Origin of the sequence: Brevibacillus sp. HB2.2, assembly GCF_013284275.1 — a bacterium.
GTDB lineage: Bacteria > Bacillota > Bacilli > Brevibacillales > Brevibacillaceae > Brevibacillus > Brevibacillus brevis_D.
Window position 1 is genome coordinate 12322 of record NZ_JABSUV010000018.1, and the last position, 25981, is coordinate 38302.

Sequence of the window (25981 nt, forward strand, 5' to 3'; positions counted from 1 at the left end):
ATGAAGGTACTTTTTCATTCATTTCATGATGTGGAAACGATAGTGAAAGAAGTAATGACCGACTTAGTAAAAGCTACGACGAATCCCTTGGATTTCGATAAAAGCTTTGTGGAATTAGGTATCAGCTCGGTATTGTCTGTAGAAATGGTAGAGATATTGAATGAGAAGCTAGGCATAGACTTGGGGATTGAGGCCATTTTTGATCATGAGAATACCAAGCTGCTAGCCGCGCACATTTTCGAAAAATATCAGCCAGCAAGCCGTACCCAGTCCGATAACGGTTTATCAACGATTGCGAGCAAAATAAGTACAATCATGGCTCAGCTATTGAATACACCTGTGGAAACCTTGGATGTAAATAAAAGCTTTATAGAGCTCGGCATCCATTCTGTATTGGCGGTCGAATTAATAGAAGCGATCAATGCTGACTTGGGGATTCATCTTGGCGTAGAAGTTATTTTTGATTATCCAGAGGTGGGGGAGCTGGCGGAATATATCTCTCTGCAATTTGCAACGGAGATAGCAGCAAACGACAGCCAAATCCCGCCAACTGTTTTCGAAAACGAAATTCGCCACTCTGATATTGCGATCATCGGTATAGCAGGGAGATTTGCTGGCTCGAATTCAGTGGAAGAGTTTTGGGAGCATATAGCATCTGGCGACAGTTGTATCGAGGAAATAACACGCAGCGGTTGGGAAGCGGATCAATATTACGGTGGGCTTCTCAAGGACATTGATCAATTCGATGCATCCTTTTTCAATATTTCCGACGATGAAGCAAAAAGTATGGACCCCCAACAACGGTTGTTCCTGCAAGAATCCTATAAAGCTTTTGAAGATAGCGGATATTCGGTTGACCAGTTAGCAGGGAGAAAAGTAGGTGTGTTTGTTGGAGGGCGTCGTTCAGACTACCAAGAGAAATCCATGCTGGCCGAAGGTGTCTCTTCACAAACGATGCTAGGCAATGAAATGTCGATGCTAGGAGCAAGACTCTCCTATTTTTTAAATCTCAAGGGACCCAGTCTTGCTGTAGATACAGCTTGTTCTTCTGCTTTGGTAGCCATTCATTTGGCTTGCGACAGTCTTCGCAGGGGAGAAACCGAAATGGCTCTTGCAGGCGGCGTCGCGATTCACAGCTCCCCTGAATTTTTTATGATGTCCTCGAAAATGGGGGTGGTCTCACCGGATGGAACATGCAACACCTTTGACAATGATGCAAATGGCATGGTGTTTGGAGAAGGCGTTGGGGCGGTCGTACTAAAACCAGTTGCGAAAGCAGTGGAAGACGGCGACCATATTTATGCAATCATCAAGGGCTCAACGGTGAATCAGACAGGAAAGTCAAACGGGATTACCGCACCGAGCATGCTTGCCCAAAAAGAATTGATTGTGGATGCCTATGAAAATGCAGGGGTTGATCCAGAGACGATCAGTTATATCGAAACGCATGGGACAGGCACGCAGCTGGGTGACCCTATTGAAGTGAAGGCATTGATTGAAGCGTTTGGTTCGTTTACGGATAAAGTACAATTTTGCGCGATTGGCTCACATAAGCCCAACATCGGTCATACCACGATGACATCGGGACTGGCGAGTTTGTTTAAAGTGGTCATGGCGATGAAATATAAGAAGATCGCTCCGACGATCAGCGTCAAGGAAGTCAATAAGCATATCAAATTGACCGGGAGTCCTTTTTTCATCAATACGGAGCTCATGGAGTGGAATACGAGTGATGCCACTCCGCGAAGAGCAGGTGTGAGCGCTTTGGGATCGAACGGAACCAATTGTCATTTGATTTTGGAAGAAGCACCTACGCTACAACCGCAATCAGGCTATCAGCAAGCAGGAGCCTATTACTTGTTCCCGTTTTCAGCCAAGAGCCAGTCAGCTCTCACGCAAAAATTGGATGAAATGTCCCAATGGTTAGCAAAAGAAGCGGGACGTTTTCACCAACAAGATATTTCCTATACTTTATTCACAGGGAGAAGTCATTTTTCGCATCGTTGCGTGTTTATTGCCAAGGACGTAGATGAATTACGGCAATACATCGTGGAAGTAAAAGAAACGGGAACAACTGCTGACTATTTTGTCCATGATGAAATAGACGTGCGGCTAGAAAAGAGCTTGAAAGACTTCGGAGAAAAATTAATAGCAGAAGTTGCAGAGAACCGTTCGCTATCCAACCAGGCAAGGAAAGAGAAGTTGTCCACGCTTGCCGATTTGTTTGTAAAAGGATACAAGCTGGATTGGAGTTCCTTCTATAAAAACGGCAGATACAACCGGGTTCCTTTGCCTGCCTATCCATTTAGAGGGGAGCGCTATTGGTTACCCAAAACCGAGCGACAGGATCGCTTGCCCAATACCCATCCAGAATTATGGAAGGAGATGGACGAGCTTCTCGCCAAGCTGTTATGGGCGCAAATGCAGTCCATCGGTTGGTTCACTGACAAGAGTGTGAATGTCGCTGACCTCAAGGCAAAAACAAGCTTCCCTCAGCGTTATGAAAAATGGTTGGAAGAGAGTATGGCGATGCTAACCCGTCACGGCTATCTCGATGGCTACGATGGAGAGCAATGCTTGGTGGTCGATCCGACTTTGACCGAAGTAGAAGCGGTATGGGAAGAATGGGATCGACGTAAGGTGGCTTGGCGAGAAGATGCCAATCTGGTAGTGCGGATCAGATTGCTGGAAGCCACGATGAAATCTTTGCCGCTCATTGTAACAGGCAAGAAACTTGCTACAGATGTCATGTTTCCAGGCTCTTCTATGGAATTGGTACAACCTATTTATAAAAATAACCCGGTGGCAGATCACTACAATGAAGTGCTCGCGGAAACAGTCGCAGCCTATGTGGAAGAACGGGTGAAAAAAGATCCTTCTGCAAAAATTCGCATCATAGAGATCGGGGCGGGGACGGGCGGAACGAGCACGTTTGTCTTTGAAAAGCTGAAGCCTTATCAGCCGTTTATAGAAGAATATTGCTATACCGACATCTCCAAAGCATTTTTGATGTTCGCACAAAAGGAATATGGACCGCATGTTCCGTATTTGACCTATCAAATTTTTAATGTGGAAGCCCCTTTTGCGGAGCAAGGGGTTCAAGAGGGCTACTACGATCTGGTGATTGCGGCTAATGTGTTGCATGCCACCAAAGATATTCGCAAAACCTTGCGCCATACCAAGGCTTTTTTAAGAGAAAACGGTTTGGTTCTTTTAAATGAGATTAGCAGTAATTCCTTGTTCCTTCATCTGACCTTTGGTCTTTTGGAGGGCTGGTGGCTGTCTGAAGATACAGATGTACGTATTCCTGGTTCTCCTGCCTTAACCCCGGCATGTTGGCAAACGGTACTGGAAAGTGAAGGGTTTCACAAGATCTCTTTTCCAGCTCGGGAAGCGCATGATCTGGGACAACAGATTGTCATTGGAAAAAGCGATGGCGTTCTTCACCCAGATGTTCGTATCGATACGACCGTTTCGCCGATCGCACGCGAGACTGTACAGCAGGAAAAAGTTGAAGGAAAAGTCTCTTCCCAGCCTGCACCGCAAAACATTCCAAGCCAATCTGTAGTGACCGAGCAGACGGTGACGGATTATGTGAAGGATATGATCATTGAAAAGCTGGGTACCGCATTGGAGGTCGATGTCGATTCGATCGATGTGGAAGAACCTTTCAGAGATTATGGATTGGATTCCATTCTTGGCGTTCGATTGGTGCAAGAGATCAATCAAGCGTTGATGATTGAAATTGAGACCACGATTCTGTTTGATTACAGTTCAGTAAATCAACTTACAGGCTATATTTTGTCTGCGTACAAAGAGGTTATTGCTCAAGCGTTAGGGCAGAAGATCAGTCTATCCGAGCGGAGGGAAGATTCCGTCCCTGCTATTCGGACCGAGTCATCTGGCCATTCAGCACCTGTGCTTTCAGAGGTAACAGGGAGTGTGTCAGAAAAAGCTTCGTCCCCCACTGAACCCATTGCAATTATTGGAATGAGTGGCACGTTCGCCTCATCTGGTAACACTGACGACTTATGGGACCATTTGGTGAACGGCTCGGATTTGCTTCGGAAAGTGACTCGCTGGGATTTATCAGCGTACGGCTTGGACGAGGCAGAGGGCTATCAATACGGCGGGCTTGTAGAAAATATTGACCTGTTTGATCCGCTTTTTTTCAATATCTCCGGTTTGGAAGCTGACTTTATGGACCCGCAGCAACGCTTCTTTTTGGAGGAATCCTGGAAGGCGTTGGAGGATGCTGGCTATGCGGGTCAAGGTGTGCAAGGAATCCAATGCGGCGTCTACGCGGGATGCGCCAAAGGCGATTACGATCGTCTCGTGGGAGAGAATCCTCCTGCCCAAGCCTTTTGGGGAAATATGGAGTCCATTGTGCCTGCCCGGGTTGCTTATCATCTGGACTTGCAGGGACCAGCTGTTACGATTGATACGGCTTGCTCCAGTTCCTTGGTGGCGATTCATATGGCGTGCCAAGCCTTGCGGACAGGTGAGATCGACATGGCATTGGCAGGTGGTGTCTTCATTCAATCAACGCCGGGCTTTTATTTGTCGGCCAAGCGAGCAGGGATGCTGTCACCGACAGGACGCTGCCACACGTTTGATGAGCAGGCAGATGGTTTTGCGACGGGGGAAGGCGCTGGTGTCGTTGTACTGAAACGTCTCTCGGAAGCGATCGCTTGCGGTGATCATATTTATGGTGTCATTCGAGGCTCGGGAATCAATCAGGATGGAACGACGAATGGGATTACAGCGCCAAGTGCGAAGTCTCAGGAACGCTTGGAACGCAATGTCTATGATACATTTGACATCAATCCTGAGCAAATTACAATGGTCGAGGCACATGGAACAGGGACCAAGCTGGGAGATCCGATTGAGTTTCAAGCACTTACCCGCGCCTTTCGAGCCTATACGGATAAAAAAGAATTTTGTGCGATTGGATCGATCAAGACGAATATTGGTCATACCCAGATCGCAGCAGGTGTTGCAGGGGTTATCAAAATCCTTTTGTCATTGAAGCACAAAAAAATCGCGCCATCCCTGCATTTTGAAGAGGGGAATGCCAACATTAAGTTTGCAGACAGCCCTTTTTATGTCAATACAAGCCTGCAGGAATGGTCAGTGGAGCCGCAAGCCAAACGATGTGCTGCGATCAGTTCCTTCGGAGCCAGCGGTACGAATGCGCATATGGTAATCGAAGAGGCGCCGCAGGTAGAGCGGAATCATGCAAAAAAACCGGGCTATTTACTTGTGCTGTCGGCGCGTACTTTTGAACAGTTGCGTCAGCAAGTTGCCCAATTGCTTTCGTTTTGTGAAAAAGCACCGGAGACGGATTGTGGAAATATCAGCTATACGCTGTTAGTAGGCAGAAAGCATTTCCATCACCGCTTCTCTTGCCTTGTTCAAAATACAGCCGAGCTTGTCCAGGTTTTGAAAAAGTGGCTGGAAACAGGAAAAGCATCACAGGCTTTTGTTTCCGAGTTACATGAAAAAGATCATCGTGAACAAATCGCATTGAAACGTTATGGAAATCAAAGCATCGAGAATCTACATGTGACGAGTCAGGCGAGCGAATATTTGGAGCAGCTATCTGTGGTCGCGGAATTGTTTGTGCAGGGATATGGATTAGACTATGACAAGCTGTTTGCGAACGATCAGTATTCTCGTATTCCACTTCCCACGTATCCTTTTGCCAAGGAACGACATTGGGTACTGGAGAGTGAACCAAAAGCAATTGCTGCAAGGGGAGCGGCAACTACCATCACAGCATCCTTGATCCATCCCATGCTGCATCAGAACACGTCTACTTTCTCCGAGCAACGGTTTAGCTCTACCTTCACAGGAGAAGAGTTTTTCTTGGCGGATCACGTAGTCAAAGGGCAGCGGGTATTACCGGGAGTTGCCTATCTGGAGATGGCAAGAAGCGCGATGGAGCACGCTGTAGGAGAAGACGTCCACGGGAATACGTCGATGAAACTACAGAATGTCATTTGGGCTCGTCCGATCGTTGTAGGCGATCAGCCTGTTCGGGTACATACGGGCCTCGTACTCGAAGAAGATGGTGAGGTATCCTACCAAATCTATAGCGAGGCAAAGGGTAGTGATGCCGAGATCGTGGTACACAGTCAAGGTAATGCTGTGCTTACTCCACGCGCGGAGTTGCACATGCTTGATTTGTCCGTTTTGCAAGAGCAGTGCAGCGAGCAGGTGATTTCATCCGAGGAATTCTATGAGTTCTTCAGTGCGATTCAAATTGATTATGGATCCGGACATAAAGGTATAGACAAGGTATATGTCGGGCCTGGACAAGTCTTGGCAAAGCTGATTTTACCGTTAGCGGTCGCCGGGTCAGTGGATCAGTTTGTCTTGCATCCAAGCTTGATGGATTCAGCTTTGCAGGCATCTGTGGAGTTGACACTTTCTTCTCGTCACGTGATGTCGTCTGACAGTTTGACAAAACGCAAGCCAGTGATGCCTTTTGCCCTGGAGGAAATGGAAATCATCCGCCCGTGCACTTCTGAGATGTGGGCATACGTGCGCTACAGCGACGGTAGCCAAGCAGGGAATAAGGTAGAAAAATACGATATCGACCTATGTGACGACACAGGAACAATTTGTGTACGGATGAAGGGATTCACATCTCGGGTATTGGAAAGAGAGATCCAAACAGATCGTACAGCAGCAAAAGGGGCAGTTGAGACCGCAAGCGAATCGCTGATTGGAACCATGCTGCTGAGTCCTGTTTGGGAAGAGGTTGTAGTCGCTCATGGTTCGGAAACGCCACTTGCAAGCGATCGTATTCTGATTGTTTGTGCAGATGACGAGAACCGAAGCCTTGTTCAACAACGCTATCCGCGGGCAGCTGTTATGGAGATTACTCCCGCAGAAAGTATAGATGAACTAGCAGTGAAGCTGGAGCAGATTGGTTCGATTGATCATATCATCTGGATGGCGCCATGGATTGATTTGGAATACCTGGCAGAAGAGGCCCTGATCATCGAGCAGGAGCGCGGTGTATTTCATGTATTTCGCTTGCTAAAAGCCCTGCTCAAGCTGGGCTACGATACCAAGGAGCTAAGATGGAGTCTCGTAACCTTCCAGACTCAACCGATTCATCAAAACGATGTGGTGAACCCTATTCATGCCAGTCTTTACGGTTTAGTTGGTTCGATGGCAAAAGAATACACGAACTGGCGTATCCGACTGGTTGATCTGGAAGCGGGTTGTGCTTGGCCTATAGAGGATGTTTTCACACTTCCGCCAGATGCTGAGGGGAATGCAACGGTTTATCGCGGAGGGAAATGGTATCGTCAGGAATTAATTCCATTGCGTCAAATGCAAAGGGAACAGGCTTCCTACAGGCAGGGGGGAGTCTATGTTGTGATCGGAGGCGCTGGCGGTATTGGCGAAGTCTGGAGCGAATACATGATCAGCACCTATCAAGCGCAAATCATCTGGATTGGACGCCGGGAAAAAAATGCAGAGATCCAAGCCAAAGTGGATCGACTTGCAAAGCTCGGACCTGCTCCTGTCTATATCGCGGCGGATGCGACAAATCGCAAGTCCTTGTACTTTGCTTATGAAGAAATCAAAAAACGATATAAACAAGTGAACGGAGTCATTCACTCCGCAATTGTCCTGCTCGATAAAAGTCTCGCGAATATGGACGAAGAGCGCTTCCGTGCCGGGCTTTCGGCAAAGGTAGATGTAAGCGTGCGGATTGCTCAAGTATTTGATCGGGAGCCGTTGGATTTTGTCATGTTCTTTTCATCGATCAATTCATTTACCAAGTCGCCTGGACAAAGCAATTATGCGTCAGGTTGTACGTTTAAGGATATATTCGCGCACCAGCTATCGTTGCATAGCCTCAGTGCAGTGAAGGTGATGAATTGGGGATACTGGGCGAACGTAGGCATTGTTGCCACCAAGGATTATCAGGAGAGGATGGCACAGGCAGGATTAGGCTCCATTGAACCTCGTGAAGCGATGGCGGCTTTGGAAAACCTGCTTGCAGGACCGATCAATCAAGTCGCGTTGGTGAAAACAACGAAATCACAGGCCTTGGTTAAAGTAAATCCGGATAAATCCATTTACATCTATCCTGAAAAGCTAGTATCCCACATCGAACGTGTAAGGAATGATATGCCCAAACTAGAGTTTTCGTCTCAACGCAGACAATCTGAAATGGAGGCTTATAAATGAATACAATGGATAAGCTTCTCAGTGAACTACTCTATGGTCAATTACAGTCAATCGGGCTGTTCACGGTAAAAAAACAGACGATAGGAGAACTCAAAGCCAAATTGCATGACAGGTACGGCAAATGGCTGGAAGAAAGCATAGCCGTTCTCGTACAAAACCAGTATCTTGCGTACGATGGAGAGTCACTCATCGCAAACGATACTACCCCTATCAATCTCGAAACCGCATGGGAAAAATGGGAGGAAGAAAAAACAGCATGGCTGAACGACCCGAATAGTAAAGCGCAGGTGATTCTGGTAGAGGCAACCATGCGCGTACTGCCAGATATTTTGTTAGGAAAGATTCCAGCTACAGAGATCATGTTCCCGAATTCCTCGATGGAACTGGTGGAAGGGATTTATAAACACAATGAGGTTGCGGACTACTTTAACGAAGTGCTCGCCAATACGATTGTTACCTATGTGAAGCAGCGTACGGAGCAAGATCCTTCTGCTCGGATTCGCATTTTGGAAATCGGGGCAGGTACAGGTGGAACGAGTGCGATCGTACTGCCAAGGCTAAAGCCCTTTCAGAAGCATATCGAGGAATATTGTTATACCGATCTTTCGCAAGCTTTTTTGCTTCACGCCGAAAAAGAATATGGAGCCGAAAATCCATATCTCACGTATCGGATTTTTAACGTGGAAAAGCCTGTTGAGGAGCAGGGGATCGCTGCGGACACCTATGATCTCGTGATTGCCACGAATGTTCTGCACGCGACAAAAAATATTAGCCAAACCTTGCTCCACGCCAAAACAACGTTACAGAAAAATGGCTTGCTGATTCTGAATGAATTAACGAGCAATACCTTGTTTGCTCACTTGACGTTTGGCTTGCTGGATGGCTGGTGGCGCTATGATGATCCAGAATGGCGGATTCCTGGCTGCCCCCTGTTAACGGTTGAAACATGGCAAAAGGCGTTGAAAAAGGCAGGATACCAATCTGTCTTCTTGCCAGCAGAAGACCAGCTGGATTTATGCCAACAAATTATTGTGGCAGAAAGCGATGGGGTGATTCGTCACAGCAGTCAACCGAGGCAATCGGCGGTAACAGTTGCGTATTCGCCTGCAAAAAAGCAAGCCTCAAAGCTGAAGGCGATGCCACTCCAAAAACAAGTGCCTGTACGCACGACACCAGCGAAAAAGTCAGGCAGAGTCACGGAGGAATTACTTCGCGAAAAAAGCACGGCTTACATCAAAACGTTAATGGGTGAAACGCTCAGAATTCCGACCCACCAGATAAAATCATCTGCGCCATTCGAGCAATATGGGATTGATTCGATTCTGGTTGTGCAATTGACCAATTCGCTTCGCAAAGATTTTGCGAATATGAGCAGTACGATTTTTTTCGAGTATCAAACGATTGATGCCTTGGTAGAGTATCTCATCGAGACGCAAAAGGAAGCGTTGCTCAAGGTAATAGGAGTAGAAGAACAAGAAGCTGTTGAGGAAGCATTGCCCGTCGCTGCTTCAACCGCGTACACTGATCTTCCTGTGAGAAACACGAGACGCTTTTTATCCGTTCGGGAACAAGAAAGAAAGGAATCCATTGCGCCTTCATCGGTGGTGCGGGATGTGGCGATCATCGGTCTTTCCGGGCGTTATCCGCAGGCGAAAAATGTGGATGAATTCTGGAATCGTTTAAAAGAGGGGAAAAACTGCATTTCTGAAATCCCTAAGGATCGCTGGGATTGGCAGAGCTATTTTGACGAAGAAAAAGGCAAGAAGGAATCGATGTATACAAAATGGGGCGGATTTATCGATGATATGGATAAATTCGATCCCTTATTTTTTCAAATCTCTCCAAAAGAAGCCGAGGAGATGGACCCGCAAGAACGGTTATTTTTACAAGAAGCCTATGCGAGTATTGAGGACGCTGGATATACGCCTACAACTCTGTGTGAAAGCAGAAAAGTAGGCGTTTTTGTCGGCGTGATGAATGGCAATTACCCGACGGGAGCCACTTATTGGTCGATCGCGAATCGCCTCTCTTATCTATTAAACTTTCAAGGTCCGAGCGTAGCGGTAGATACGGCTTGCTCCGCTTCTCTCACCGCGATTCATTTCGCCTTGGAAAGCTTGTACAGCGGCACAAGCGAGTGTGCAATCGCAGGGGGAGTCAATCTCATCGTCGATCCCGTCCACTACATGAAATTGTCAGCTTTGACGATGCTCTCTCCTTCGAATCAATGCAAGTCCTTCGGCGATCAAGCAGACGGCTTTGTGGATGGAGAGGGTGTGGGCGCAATCGTCTTGAAGCCTTTGGATAAGGCGATAGCCGATGGTGACCATATTTACGGAGTCATCAAAGGAAGCATGATGAATGCCGGTGGGAAAACGAATGGCTATACCGTCCCGAATCCGCAGGCGCAGGCGCAATTAGTGGCCGATGCCCTACAGCGTGCCAAGGTACATGCAAGAACGGTCAGTTATCTGGAAGCACATGGAACAGGAACGGAGCTAGGAGACCCGATCGAGGTTGCTGGACTTACTCGCGCCTTTGAAAAAGACACCCAGGACAAACAGTTCTGTGCATTGGGATCAGCGAAGTCGAATATTGGACATTGTGAAAGTGCGGCAGGGATTGCAGGCGTAACGAAAATATTATTGCAGCTGAAGCACGCGCAATTAGTGCCATCCTTACATTCCCGCACGCTCAATTCCAATATTGATTTCACCAAGACGCCGTTTGTGGTTCAGCAAGAGTTGGCAGAATGGAAACGACCGATTGTAGAGATCAATGGCACAACCAATGAATATCCACGAATTGCAGGGATTTCCTCGTTTGGTGCAGGGGGAAGCAATGCCCATGTGATTATTGAAGAATATATTCCGGAAGAGCAAAAGCAATCCGGTTTGAAAATCACACCTCAGAACCCGGCTATTTTTGTTTTGTCGGCAAAGAATGCGGAGAGGCTGTATGAGATCGTTCAGCAGTTGTTAGCGTTTATCCAGGAACACTCCTTGTCCGATGAGCACTTAGCAGACATGGCGTATACGCTTCAGGTAGGACGTGTAGCCATGGAAGAGCGCATTGCTGTCATCGCAGGCACTATGAAGGAGTTGCAACAAAAACTAACAGCCTATGTAAAAGGGCAAGAGCACATTGCTGATTTGTATCGTGGTCAGGTAAACCGAAATCAGGAAATGCTGGATATTTTGACGTCCGATGATGAATTAGAAGAAACGATTGCGAGATGGATGGAACGCGGAAAGTACAGCAAGCTTCTCGACCTGTGGGTGAAGGGCTTATCTATCGATTGGAACAAGCTTTACCAGGAAGAGCAACCGGGTCGTATCAGTTTACCGACGTATCCTTTTGCCAAGGAATCCTATTGGACCCACGCCAGGTCTGTTAACAGCAGCACAGGTGTGGGTGCGATTCATCCTTTCTTACACCAAAATACATCCGATTTCATGGAGCAGCGGTTTAGCTCCATGTTTACGGGCCAGGAGTTTTTCCTGAGTGACCATGTCATTAAGGGGCAACGTGTCTTGCCGAGTGCGGCTTATCTGGAGATGGCACGGGCAGCGATCCAGCAGGCGACGGGAGGGCTTGATTCGGAGCGAGAACTAGAAGGACTCCGTTTCAAAAATGTGGTCTGGACTCAACCTTTGGCTGTTGGGCCAGAGCCCGTTCAGGCACATATCGAACTCTATCCTGAGGCGAATGGTGAGATTGCTTTTGAAATTTACAGTGATAGCAAGCAAGACCGGGAACAAACGACGGAGATTGTACACAGTCAAGGAAGTGCCGTGTTGTGTTCCATTCCAGATATTCCATCATTCGATCTCTCTGTATTGCAGGAACAGTGCAGCCTACGCACACTCAGCGCGGAACAATGCTATGACGCTTTCAAAAAGATGGGAGTCGACTATGGGCCTGCACATCGTGGGATCGAGCAGATTTTGATTGGTCAGGGACAGGTGCTCGCGAAGCTGTCGCTGCCTTCTTCCGTGCTGAAGACCCAAGGCCAATTTGGTCTGCATCCGAGTTTGCTCGACGCAGCTCTACAGGCGTCACTTGGCTTGATGATGGCAACCAGTGATTTTTCGCTGATCCTTCCCTTTGCTCTTGAAGAAATGGTGATCGTAGGTGCTTGCTCCTCTTCCATGTGGGCACTCATTCGCTACAGGGAGGGCAGTAGGGCTGGAGACAGAGTGGAGAAGTTTGATATCGATTTGTGTGACGAGAACGGAAATGTCCAGGTGCGGATGAAGGGCTTTTCTACGCGCAAGATCGCAAATGAATCTGTTAGATCAGAAGTAGAAGCGCCAAAAGCTTCCGTTCCTCTCGAAGAGGAGAAGGTCATAGATTCCTCCTCACTGATGGAACAGGCAACCCCTTATTTTAAAAAGCTGCTTTCCTCCGTGATCAAATTGCCAGCCAATAAAATGGAAGCAGACGCCTCGTTGGAAAAATACGGTGTCGATTCTATTGTGGCTATGCAGATGACCAAGGAGCTGGAAAAGCAATTTGGTTCGTTACCAAAAACGTTATTTTTTGAATACCAAACGATAAAAGAATTAACCGGGTATTTTCTTGATAACTACCGTGAAAATCTGATGCACATCCTAGGGGTGAGGGAAAATGCGGAAGCCTCCCTCGCGCAAGAATCAGAAGCAACGATGGTGGATGAGAGGAAAGCACAGACAGAGCGCAGGAGCAAAAAACGCAAGTCTCAACGATTCATGTCCCTGCGCATGGAAACCCAGCGAGCAAAAGGGGCGTTGGACATTGCCATTATTGGGATGTCCGGACGTTATCCGCAAGCATGGAATATCCATGACTTTTGGAAAAATCTACGTGATGGCAAGGATTGTATTACCGAAATCCCAAAAGACCGTTGGGATCACAGTCTGTACTTTGATGAAGCGAAGGACAAGATCGGTAAATCGTATTCCAAATGGGGCGGCTTCATAGATGGTGTTGATCAATTTGATCCGCTGTTCTTCCATATTTCCCCACGGGAAGCGGAGCTGATGGACCCGCAGGAGCGGTTATTTTTACAGTGTGTCTATGAAACGATAGAGGATGCAGGGTATACGCGCGAAACGCTGGGCAAGCACGAAGGCTTGGGAGGCAATGTAGGTGTTTACGTAGGCGTTATGTACGAGGAATATCAGCTCTATGCGTCCGCTGAACAGGCGTTGGGCAGAGCGCTTGCGATTGCGGGGAGTCCAGCTTCCATTGCGAACCGCGTCTCCTATTTTTGCAATTTCCACGGTCCGAGCATGGCGGTCGATACGATGTGTTCATCTTCGTTGACGGGTATTCATTTAGCGTGTCACAGCTTACAGCGCGGCGAATGTGAGGTAGCGATTGCAGGTGGTGTGAATGTTTCTATTCATCCAAATAAATATCTGTATTTGTCGCAGGGCAAGTTCGCTTCCAGCAAGGGACGATGCGAAAGCTTTGGGGAAGGTGGCGACGGCTATGTACCTGGCGAAGGAGTCGGAGCCGTATTGCTCAAACCTCTGGCAAGAGCAATCGCTGATGGAGACCACATCTATGGTGTGATCAAAGGAAGCGCCATTAATCATGGTGGAAAAACAAACGGCTATACGGTTCCCAATCCTCATTCCCAATCAAGGGTGATTCGCCGAGCTTTTGAAGAAGCAGGAATTCATCCGAGAACGGTCAGCTATATAGAGGCACACGGTACAGGGACTTCCTTGGGGGATCCTATTGAAATTGCCGGATTGACGAAGACCTTTCAGGAATACACGAAGGAGAATCAGTTCTGCGCGATTGGTTCGTCCAAGTCAAATATCGGGCATGGTGAGAGTGCGGCAGGGATCGCAGGGTTAACCAAAATATTGCTGCAAATGAAATACAAGAGGTTAGTTCCGTCTTTGCATTCCCGCACACTTAATCCAAACATTGATTTCAGCAAGACGCCATTTGTGGTGCAGCAAGAGCTGGCGGAATGGAAGCGACCCGTCATTGAAATCGATGGAGTAACCAGAGAATATGCAAGAATTGCGGGGATATCCTCCTTTGGGGCGGGAGGGGCAAATGCTCACCTCGTCATAGAAGAATATATCGAAGCGGAACACCGCCCACCAAGCAGCATCTCGTCAAAAAATCCAGTGGTCATCGTACTGTCAGCGAAGAATAAAGACCGACTCCGGGAGCAGGTGCAGCGGTTGTTGTCTGCTATTCGGGAGCAAGTGTTGACGGACAACGATCTAGCTGAGATTGCCTACACGCTCCAAGTAGGACGTGAAGCGATGGAAGAGCGGCTCGCTGTGATCGTCAAGTCGATCTCCGAGCTTGAAGCAAAGCTAACGTATTATCTGAAAGATGAGGCTGATAGCCCAGACCTGTTCACGGGTCAGGTAAAGCGGAATAAAGAAACGATGGATGTTTTTGCCGCAGATGAGGATTTACAACAGGCAATCGATACGTGGATCACCAAAGGGAAATACGCAAAGATTTTGCAGATGTGGGTACAGGGGTTGATTTTTGACTGGAACAAGCTCTATGGGGAAACAAAGCCTCGTCGAATCAGCTTACCCACTTATCCTTTTGCAAGAGAGCGCTATTGGCTGCCAAAGGTGGAGTCACTAGCCAATGGTTTTACCTCAGGGGAGCTGGCTTACCTGCATCCCTTGCTGCATCAAAATACGTCTACACTATCGGAGCAACGGTACAGTTCGACGTTTACAGGGCAGGAGTTTTTCCTTAGAGATCATGTCGTGAACGGACAAAAGGTATTGCCTGGGGTAGCTTATCTGGAGATGGCACGAGTGGCTGTGGATATGGCAGCAGGTGTCCGAACGGATAACCAGTCGGCGATTCAACTGAAAAATATCGTGTGGGCGAAACCAGTTATCGTGGAAGATGCACCGATCGAAATACACACGGGACTTTACCCGGAAGAGAATGGTGAAATCACTTTTGAAATCTATAGCCAGCCAAGGGAAGCCGGGGAGAGTCTAGTAGTACATAGCCAGGGTAGAGCAGTACTACGATCAGATATGGAGGCGCCAGCGCTCGACCTTTCCGCTATTCAAACACAGTGCACAGAGAGCAGTTACAGCTTTAGCCAATGCTACGAAACGTTTCAAGGGATAGGACTGGCATACGGTCCATCACACCAAGGGATTGAGAAGCTGTTTGTCGGGCCAGATCAAGTGCTGGCGAAGCTTGTTTTGCCTTCATCGGTTACGGGTACAGCAGAAAAATTTGTCCTTCATCCGAGTGTGATGGACGCGGCATTACAGGCATCGCTCGGTTTCATGATAGGCACTTCCGATCTTCAGCCTTCCCTGCCTTTTGCCTTGGAGGAATTGAACATTTACTGTGCTTCTACACCTGCTGTATGGGCGGTGGTTCGATACAGTGACGGCCATGCAGCTACGCAAAAAGTACAGAAGCTCGACATTGATTTGTGTGATGAGCAAGGCACGATTTGCGTTAGCATGAAGGGATTCACAACGAGGGTGCTCGAAGGTGAAAAAGCTGCCGGAGTCGCAAAAAACAAAGGTACAGGTGAAGCAGGCAAAATCACTAGTACGTTGATGCTGCAGCCTGTTTGGATCGAAAAAGGCATTCCCAAGGAAGCCAAAGCTCCTGAATATGATCAGCATGTGGTGATGCTTTGCGAACCAGGGAAGATTTCATCGGAAAGCCTTTCATCTCAGATAAACGGTGCGAGACTTCTCGTGTTGCAATCGGATCAGCAAGGCATAGCGGAAAGATTCCAAGCGTATGCTGTTCAGGCGTTTGAAGAAATAAAAGCCCTTCTTCAAGCAAAACCAAAGGGGGAATTGCTGATTCAGATGGTAGTTCCTTTCGAAACGGAACAACGACTGTTTGCTGGATTAGTTGGTCTATTGAAAACCGCACAGATCGAAAACCCGAAAGTAATCGGACAGTTGATTGAGGTTAATTTAACAGAAGATTCAGTTGAATTAGCGGAGCAGTTGAGAGCAAACAGCCTTTGCCCTACAGACAGCCAGATTCGCTATCAGTTAGGGAAAAGATATATAGCGGGATGGAGTGAGGTTGCTCCCCAGGTTGAAGTCAGTATACCGTGGAAAGACAACGGGATTTATTTGATCACAGGCGGGGCAGGTGGCTTGGGACTTCTTTTTGCTGAAGAGATGGCGGGGAAAGCCCGTGGCATCACCTTGATTTTGACGGGACGCTCTGCGCTGACTGAGGAGAAGCAAGCACAGCTTCGCAAGCTTGCGGACAACGGAACCGGAACCAGAGTCGAATACCGCCAAGTGGATGTCACGCAGAAACAGGCCGTGGAGGAGTTGATCCAAAGCATTCAAGCAGACTTTGGCGATCTTCACGGGATCATTCATGGGGCGGGGGTGACTCGCGACAACTTTATCCTGAAAAAAACCAAAGAAGAAGTACAAGCAGTTCTCGCGCCAAAGGTTGCGGGACTCGTTCATGTAGACGAAGCGACTAAGGGACTGAATCTGGATTTCTTTGTCCTCTTTTCTTCAGCCGCTGGAGGCTTAGGCAATATGGGCCAAGCAGATTATGCGACGGCCAACGCCTTTATGGATAACTACTCCACTTACCGCAACGAGCAGATCGCGCTAGGTAAACGGCGGGGTCAGACCATCTCCATCAATTGGCCTCTGTGGAAAGAGGGCGGAATGCAGGTAGGCGAAGAGACAGAAAAGAGATTGTGGGACGATCTTGGCATGGTTGCAATGCAGACAGCTTCGGGTATCAACTGCTTGTATCAGGGGTTAGCTTCGGGACAAGATCAGTTGATGGTCATGGAAGGTGATCGTGTACGGATGAAGCAGAGGCTGATGGGGGAAACGGCAACCTCCGTGACCGCAACAGCTCATTCGAACAGCTTGCAAAGTGAGATTCAAGCGTCTTTGCGGAAAATGGTCGCTGATGTGCTCAAGGTGGAGAAAGAGGATATAGATATCTACGCGGAGCTCCATGAGTACGGCTTTGACCAGATTAAGCTGACCGAATTTACAAAAAAGCTGAATCATGCCTATCAGCTTGAGCTTACTCCACCTGTATTGGTAGAGTACCCGACGCTTCTTGCTGTCTCGCAATACTTGTTTGAAGCATACCAGGATCGGTTCATACAGCCGTTCCACCCCGCAGAGAAGGAACAGCCAATTTCCGGTGGGCAACAGGATGTGCTTCGGGAAAAAGTAAGGGAATATCTGAAAAAAGAAGTTTCTGCTGTTATCAAGCTCCCTGCCTATAAAATCGATGAGGAAGCTCCACTGGAGAAATACGGGTTCGACTCGGTTATGGCGATGCAATTGACCAATCAATTGGAAAAAGTGTTCGGTTCGCTGTCGAAAACCCTGCTCTATGAATACCAAAACATCGAGGATTTAACAGGCTATCTTGTAGCTCATCATCGAGACAAGATCATTGAAATCATGGGGGCTGGGAAAACAGCAGAGACAAGTACAGGAGAAAATGTTCCTAATGTACTGCCTACTGCTGACTCCATAACAGCCCATCGCCGTCGTTTCTCTCGATTTGTAACGCGTGAGCAGGCAAATAAACAAACAACATCTGACCTAGACATAGCGGTCATCGGTATTTCTGGTCGTTATCCGCAGGCTTCCACTATACAAGAATTCTGGAACAACTTGCGGGATGGCAAGGATTGCATTACCGAAATTCCGCAAGAGCGCTGGGATCACAGCCTGTATTTTGACGAGACTCGGAACAGCCAAGGAAAAGCATACAGCAAATGGGGCGGCTTCATAGATGGTGTCGATCAATTTGATCCGCTGTTCTTCCATATTTCTCCGCGGGAAGCGGAAATGATGGACCCTCAGGAACGCCTTTTCCTGGAAACCGTGTGGAATCTGCTCGAAGAAGCTGGACACACGCGAGAGGTATTACAGAGTCAATATGAGAATAAAGTCGGCGTCTATGTGGGGGCGATGTATCAGCCGTATCACGCATTTGATACGGATATGGAAAAGAGCTCGATCATTTCCCTGTCTTCCTACCATTCGATTGCCAACCGAGTCTCTTACTTCTTCAATCTGCAAGGTCCAAGCATGGCGATTGATACAGCATGTTCTTCATCTGCTATTGCCATTTACCATGCCTGCGAAAGCTTGTTGAAAGGTGAAAGCACGCTTGCCATCGCGGGTGGCGTGAATGTTTCGATCCATCCTAAGAAATACCTAGGCTTAAGTCAGGCCCAAATGATTGGAAGCCATGCGGACAGCAGAAGCTTTGGCGATGGAGACGGATATTTGCCAGCAGAAGGCGTAGGCGCTGTACTATTGAAGCCTTTAGCCAAAGCGGTGGAAGATGGAGATTCCATCCTAGCTGTTATCAAATCAGCCGCGACCAATCATGGCGGACGTACCAATGGATTTTCCGTGCCGAATCCCAACGCACAAGCGCAATTGATCGAAGAAAATTTTGCGAGAGCGGGCATTGATCCACGGACGATCAGTTATGTGGAAGCCGCCGCTAATGGTTCGCTGCTGGGAGATCCGATTGAGTTGAAGGCATTAACAAATGCTTTTTCGAAGCAGACGGACGATGTTCAATTTTGTGCGATCGGATCAGTGAAATCGAATATCGGTCACGCCGAAGCAGCTTCTGGTATTTCTCAGCTGACCAAGGTGATTTTGCAGCTACAGCATCAGGAGTTGGTTCCCTCTATAAAAGCGGAGCCGTTGAACCCGCATGTCCATTTTGCAGAAACGCCTTTTTATCTGCAAAAAGCTCGACAAAAGTGGGAGCGACCCGTACTGAGAATCAATGGGGAAGAACGAGAGGTTCCGCGCCGAGCGACGATCAGTTCGTTTGGAGCAGGCGGGTCAAATGCTCATTTGATCCTCGAAGAATATATTCCGGTGCAAAGAGAGATGAATTCCATTTCTGCTGACACTTCACCTCAAATCGTGGTTTTCTCGGCAAAAAATGCTGAGCGATTGCGTGCCGTTGCCAAGCAGATGCTTGCATTTGCCCAGCAGCAAGCGTTTTCCTTGGCGGATTTTGCCTATACGCTCCAAGTGAAACGAGAAGCCATGGAATGCAGGCTGGCTATGGTGGTTCAAGATCGAGATGAACTGGTTCACGGATTACAGGCGTATTTGGAAGCGGTCGAACTAGGTAGCGAGCCAACTGCATCGATTCCTATCTATACAGGAGACCTCGAAGAAGACCATGGAGGAGTGAGAAATCTGTTTTCTGGAAAAGTAGGAGATACGGTATTGCAGGTCCTTTTAGCAGAAAACATTCTGGACAAGCTTGCCCTTCATTGGACGCAGGGAGGTAAAATTCCTTGGGAATCCTTGCATCCAGAAGAGCGTCGCATGATGTCTCTGCCTACCTATCCTTTTGCCAGAGAACGCTATTGGCTCGGCACTGAAACGGTCACTCCACCTATGGAAAAAGAGACGTTAACGATTGATATCAACCCGGATAGCCCAACAGAGGAAAACATCCAGCGGGATATGGCACAATTTCTCTCACGGGAATTACACCTTTTGGAAGGGCAAATCAAGCCAAACAAATATTTCTTGGACTATGGCATGGATTCGATCATGGTGACCAAGCTGATACGTCATTTAGAGCAGCGCTGGAACGTCAAGATCAGAGGGCGAGAAGTGCTGGAGAACCCGACGATGAAGTCCTTGGCACATCTCCTTGCGATAAAAATAAAAGAGTGCAGTCATAAAGAGATCGCTTCCACGACAGATTTTGAAACAATGTCTCCGGATAGCGGGGAACGGACGGAGAATTTCGCAGTCGATATGCTGCAAAAATTCAAAGAAGGCCTACTAAGCCTGGAAGAGATCGAACAGTTAATCGACAAAGGAGGGATAATATGATGCGACGGGAAATCCTCATGGCTTACAAAGAAGGTAAGCTGTCTGCTGCGGAAGTCCAAGAGAAGCTTCTGGAGCTGGAAAACCCATCGTTTACAAGTCCTCTGTCCGTCGGGCAGCAAGGATTGTGGATGTTGCAAAAAATGTCCCCTACGATGAGTGCGTATAATGTTCCGTTATGCTTTTGCATCCGTCAGAAATGGGACGTAGCCTTATTTAAACAGGCCTGCCACCATGTCTGGAAACAGCATCCGATTTTACAGCGTTCGATTATGGAAAAGCAGGGTGTTCCGTATCTCATTCAACGTCTGGAGCAATCGCTTACCATTGAGCAGGAGGACATCTCACACCTAACGTCTCAGGATGTATTGCCGTATCTCAGGCAAAAAGTAAAAGAGCCCTTTTCATTGGAAAAGGGTTCTTTACTCCGCATTCATCTATTGTCGCGTTCAGAAGAAGAGCATCATGTGCTGTTTACGATCCATCATATGATCTTTGACGGACATTCCTCCTTGTTAATCCTGCGAGATCTGGTCCAAACCTATATCGGACTGGTTGAAGGAAAACAGCCAAAAGTAACACTGAATTCAACGGATTACGCTGACTTCGTAAAATGGGAACAGGACATGATAGCAAGTGCCGAAGGTGGGGAACATCGTTCTTACTGGCTGGAGCAATTGTCAGGGACGCTTCCACAACTGGAGCTTCCTGTCGATCGCCCGCGTTCTTCCGCACCTAGCTTTGAGGGGCAGGTTCATACGCACGTATTTTCACGAGATGTGAGTCAGCAGGTGAAGCAGCTCTGCAAGCATTACCGTATGAACCCATCTGTTCTTTTGTTAGGGATGTTTAAAGCCTTATTGTACCGCTATACAGGCCAAACGGATGTGATTGTCGGAATGCCGACGATGGGACGTCCGGAAGAGAGATTCGATTCTCTGATTGGTTATTTTGTCAATATGATTCCCATTCGCAGTCAGGTAACGGGGGAAAAGTCTTTCTCCCAGTTCATTCGGGAATTGCAGCTTACGCTGATTGATGGGATGGATCACGCTGTCTATCCTTTTCCAGCGATGGTTCGCGAGGCAAATATTCCTCGGCTTCATGGAAATTCACCCGTATTCGCTATCATCTTTACGTACCAAAATTTTCTGCAATCGCAAAACTTGCAGCGATTTTATGATGAATGTCAAAACAAGCTTGCTATCGAATTGATTGATGGCGTTCATCAAGAGGGTGAGTATGAATTTGAGTTAGAGGTGTTTGAGCAGGAAGCCGAGTTTGTACTGAATTTGAAATACAATCCGCATGTATTTGATCAAGCGACGATACAACGGATGGCCGCGCATTATCAAAATATCGCAAACGCAGTCATCAAAAATCCTGACATCGCTTTGGATGAGATACCACTTATTTCTGTTGAAGAACGAAACATGCTGCTTGTTGAGTGGAATGCGACGGAAGAGGCATTCCCGCAGGCGTTATGCATCCATGATTTGTTTGAGAAGCGAGTCCAACAAACACCAGATGCCGTGGCAGTTGTTTATGAAAAGCAGTCGTTGACCTACCGTGAACTAGATGAGCGGGTTACCAGGCTGGCGATCTTTTTGCAGGCGAAGGGAGTAGGCTCGGAAGCTACAGTAGGAATTTGTGTTGAACGTTCTTTGGAAATGGTCATCGGCATTTTAGGCATTCTGAAAGCTGGCGCAGCCTATGTTCCATTGGACCCAACCTATTCCACAGAGCGGTTGGCATACATGGTAGAAGACAGCAAGAGCACTTTGGTGCTTACCCAGGCTCGCCTTTTGGACAAGGTATCATCAGCCGCAGGAGAAAGTACGAACTGCATCGTGTTAGACAGGGATTGGGAAGAAGTTGAGCAGACAGCCCAGCGACAAACAAAGCTCAACCGGGTAGTAAACCCAACCAATCTTGCTTATGTGATTTATACATCCGGAAGCACAGGGAAACCCAAAGGGGTCATGGTGAGTCATGAAAGTATCATCAACACCCTCTTTTTCCTGGAAGCTCGTTATCCGGTTATGGAGAACGATGTCTATTTGATGAAAACCAACTATGTGTTTGATGTTTCGTTGTCTGAGCTGTTTGGTTGGTTCATTGGTAGAGGGCGTCTGGTCATTCTCCCGCAACATGGCGAGAAGTCACCAGAAATGTTAGCGGAATCGATCGTGAAGCATCGCGTGACGCATGTCAATTTTGTCCCAGCGATGCTAAATGTCTTCGTCAACGGCGTTTCAGCGAATCAGCCATTCCTTCAGGATTGTCCGCTAAAATACGTGATGGTTGCAGGAGAAGCCTTTCCAAAAGAGTTGGTGAAAAGGACGGTTGCGACTTTTCCAAAGGCGAAGATTGAAAATATTTACGGACCAACAGAAGCCTCTATTTATGCGGCATGGTTCTCCTGCTCTGAAAATGAACTGGTTAGCAGCAATACACCGATCGGCAGACCTGTCGCAAATACGCAACTCTACATCGTTGATCGCCAAATGAATCCCGTGCCGGTCGGTGTGCCAGGAGAGCTTTGTATTGCAGGAAAAGGCTTGGCTCGCGGGTATTTGAATCGCCCGGAGCTGACCGCAGAGAAGTTTGTAGATAATCCGTTTACACCGGGGACCAAGCTGTATAAAACAGGTGATGTAACACGTTGGCTCCCTGATGGAACGATTGAGTATTTAGGCCGAATCGATCATCAAGTAAAAATTCGAGGCTTTCGGATTGAATTGGGTGAGATCGAGAGTCAACTAATGGCTCATCCACAGATTCAAAGCGTTGTCGTGTTGGTGAAAGAAGAGGGAGATCATAAACGGTTGGTTGCTTATTATGTTCCGAAAGCAGGTCCGAACCATGAACGGCTTGAGCCTTCAAAATTACGGGATTATTTGAGGAGGAATTTGCCAGAGTATATGCTCCCGGCATTTTTTATTTCCATGGATAAAATCCCGTTAACCGCTAATGGAAAAGTGGATCGCACAGAGCTGCTGAATCAAAAGCTTGTGGTCACACAGGCGAAGAAGCAGAGCCTTCCGCAATCTGATATAGAGCAAAGGACTTTGAAAATTTGGCAGGATGTCCTGAATGTAGAGGGGATCAGTTTAGAAGATGGCTTTTTCGATGTGGGCGGAGACTCGATTCTCGCTACCATGGTTGTCGCCAAAATGACGGAAGAGTTTCAGTGCGATCTAAATGTGACTACTCTATTTAAGTACGTCAATATTCGAGAGATTAGCGAATATATCGCGGCAAGGAAAGAGAATGAATCGGATGAGCAAATAGATTTTGCCAATTCGAACGAGACAACGGCGTATAGCGATGGACAAGCAGAGGAGTCTTATCCTGATTATTATGAGGATAGCATCGCGATTATTGGAATCTCCTGCCACTTCCCGGGAGCGAAAAATCATAGAGAGTTTTGGGAGAATTTACGAAACGGCGTAGAGAGTGTACGTTTCTTCTCCGATGAGGAAATCGATCAATTACACCTGCCTGATGAATACTTACAGAACCCGAACTTTATTCCGGTGCAGTCCACCATAGAAGGAAAGGATCACTTCGATCCAGGATTCTTTCACCTTTCAGCCAGAGACGCAGAATTTATGGACCCGCAGTTTCGGCTGTTATTGACCCATTCATGGAAAGCATTGGAGGATGCAGGGTATACACCAAAACAGGTTCCGCAGACGGGTGTATTTATGTCGGCGAGCAATAGTTATTATCAAGCACTTTTGCCCCATTTCAACAAGGAATCACCGAATGTCATGAAAGACCCCAATGAATATGTCTCGTGGGTTTTGGCACAAGGTGGAACCATTCCCACGATGATTTCTCATAAAATGGGGCTGAAGGGACCGAGCTTTGCTGTCCATTCCAATTGTTCGTCCTCATTGGTTGGCTTGCATTTGGCTTATCGCAGCCTGCAATCGGGGGAATCGAAGGTGGCTTTAGTAGGGGGCGCAACGATTTTCCCTAAGACTTATTCAGGGTATGTCTATCAAGCTGGATTGAACTTTTCCAGTGATGGTCACTGCAAGACGTTCGACGCGTCAGCAGACGGTATGATCGGTGGAGAGGGAGTCGGCGTGGTTGTCCTCAAAAAAGCTTCCGATGCGATCAAGGACGGCGATCATATTTATGCCCTCATGAGAGGAATTCGCATCAACAATGACGGGGGAGATAAAGTCGGATTTTATGCGCCAAGTATAAAAGGTCAGGCTGAGGTGATTCAGCAAGTATTAGAGGACACCAAGGTTCATCCTGAAACGATTAGCTATATCGAAGCGCATGGAACGGGTACTTATTTAGGCGATCCAATAGAATTCGCGGCGCTCAATGAAGTCTATACAAAATACACATCCAATAAACAGTACTGCGGACTTGGATCGGTGAAAACCAATATTGGACATCTCGATACAGCCGCAGGGTTAGCAGGATGCATTAAAGTAGCATTGAGCTTATACCATAATGAAATTCCTCCTTCGCTAAATTATGAAAAGCCGAATCCGAATATCCATTTGGATCAATCGCCGTTTTATGTGGTTGATACACTGAAAAAATGGGAGGATGCACCTGTTCCCCACAGAGCGGCGTTAAGTTCATTTGGTCTTGGCGGGACGAATGCTCATGCGATTTTTGAACAATGGAAGGTTGGGACAGAGAATAAGCGTGTCAGCGTGAGTGATGATGACAAGCATCGCGTTTATTTCGTGCCATTATCAGCCAAAAACGATGATCGTGTTCTGGCATATGCCCAGCAACTCGTTGATTTCCTTAGAGGGAATCAGGAGCGAGTCCATCTAGCAGATTTGGCCTATACTCTCCAGGTAGGAAGGGAAGCAATGGAGAGCAGGGCTATTTTTATTGTCAAAGATACAGCAGAACTCATTCAAAAGCTGAGTGACCTTTTGAGTGGAGCGGAACAAACAGCGGGTAGCTTTAAAGGGAATACAAGACAAGCAAGCCACGAAGTCTCCCTATTGAAAAAGAATGGGTCTAATCGTGAGTTATTTACCAAGCTGTTTGCAGAAGGCAATGGAGAAAAAGCAGCCGAGCTGTGGAGCAAGGGTCTGGATATCGAGTGGGAAGTCCTGTACAGCGATGCAAAACCGCGTCGCATCAGCCTCCCTACCTATCCTTTTGGTGAGGAGTCCTATGGGGTTCCTGAGAATGTGTACAAGGAGTCGGTAGCGGCTTCTGTACAGATTACGCCAATCTCTTCAACAACGCCAGAAACGCTGCTACTCCAACCGTGCTGGAACGAACAGGAGATCACCCAAAAAGCTGACTCACCTGCTTTTGCAGAGCATCTCGTGATCCTTTGTGAATGGGCAGAGGAATTCCAAGAGCATATCGAATCCGAAATGAACGGAGTGCGCTGCCTGGTCTTACAACCACAATCGCCGCAGGAAAGTATCGCAGAACGGTTCCATGCCTATACCGTTCAGGCATTCACGGAAATCCAGCGAATCCTTGCTAATAAACCAAAGGGAAAAGTGCTGCTTCAGCTTGTTGTGCCTGCCAAAGAGGAACAGCAATGCTTCTCCGCCCTCTCTGGTTTGCTGAAAACGGCGCACTTGGAGAATCCCAAGCTGATTGGACAGCTGATTGAAGTGCAGGCAGAGGACAATCCAGCGGAATTGGTTCATAAGCTGCAACTAAACAGCACCGATGAGAAAAGTAAGCATATTCGTTATCAGGATGGCAAGCGATGGGTGAGCAGCTGGAAAGAAATAAAAGCTTCCGGGCAAGCGGAGCATGTATGGAAAGATGATGGCGTTTATTTGATTACGGGCGGTGCAGGTGGATTAGGCTTGATTTTTGCCAAGGAAATCGCTCAGCAAACGAAGGGAGCGACAGTGATTATCACGGGTCGTTCTTCCTTGGATAAAGAAAAGACAGCC

General features: G+C 47.6%; 3 protein-coding genes (1 of these 3 cut by a window edge). All 3 read left to right on the forward strand.

Translation table 11 applies throughout. The features are described from left to right. Tightly spaced (each overlapping or abutting the next), the 3 genes in view from HP401_RS14800 to HP401_RS14810 form a layout consistent with a single transcriptional unit that may run on beyond the window. A complete protein-coding gene (locus HP401_RS14800) occupies window positions 1-8214 on the forward strand; it encodes an SDR family NAD(P)-dependent oxidoreductase (RefSeq protein ID WP_173605528.1) in 8214 nt (2737 codons plus the stop codon). Next, window positions 8211-20069 carry an SDR family NAD(P)-dependent oxidoreductase gene (locus HP401_RS14805; protein WP_173605529.1) on the forward strand — a complete coding sequence of 3953 codons (11859 nt, stop codon included), beginning with the start codon at window positions 8211-8213 and terminating at the stop codon, window positions 20067-20069. The genes HP401_RS14800 and HP401_RS14805 overlap by 4 nt, the downstream gene beginning before the upstream one ends. Further along, a protein-coding gene (locus tag HP401_RS14810; RefSeq protein WP_173605530.1) for a non-ribosomal peptide synthetase crosses the window boundary here: on the forward strand, window positions 20066-25981 show its 5' portion. Its footprint extends 15531 nt past the window's final position; only the first 5916 of its 21447 coding nucleotides appear in the window; it begins with the start codon at window positions 20066-20068; the stop codon falls past the right edge of the window. The genes HP401_RS14805 and HP401_RS14810 overlap by 4 nt, the downstream gene beginning before the upstream one ends.

Excerpts from the sequence above, each read along its gene's own strand:
- HP401_RS14800 (WP_173605528.1), top strand. The coding sequence starts at position 1 with ATGAAGGTACTTTTTCATTCATTTCATGATGTGGAAACGATAGTGAAA.
- HP401_RS14805 (WP_173605529.1), top strand. The coding sequence starts at position 8,211 with ATGAATACAATGGATAAGCTTCTCAGTGAACTACTCTATGGTCAATTA.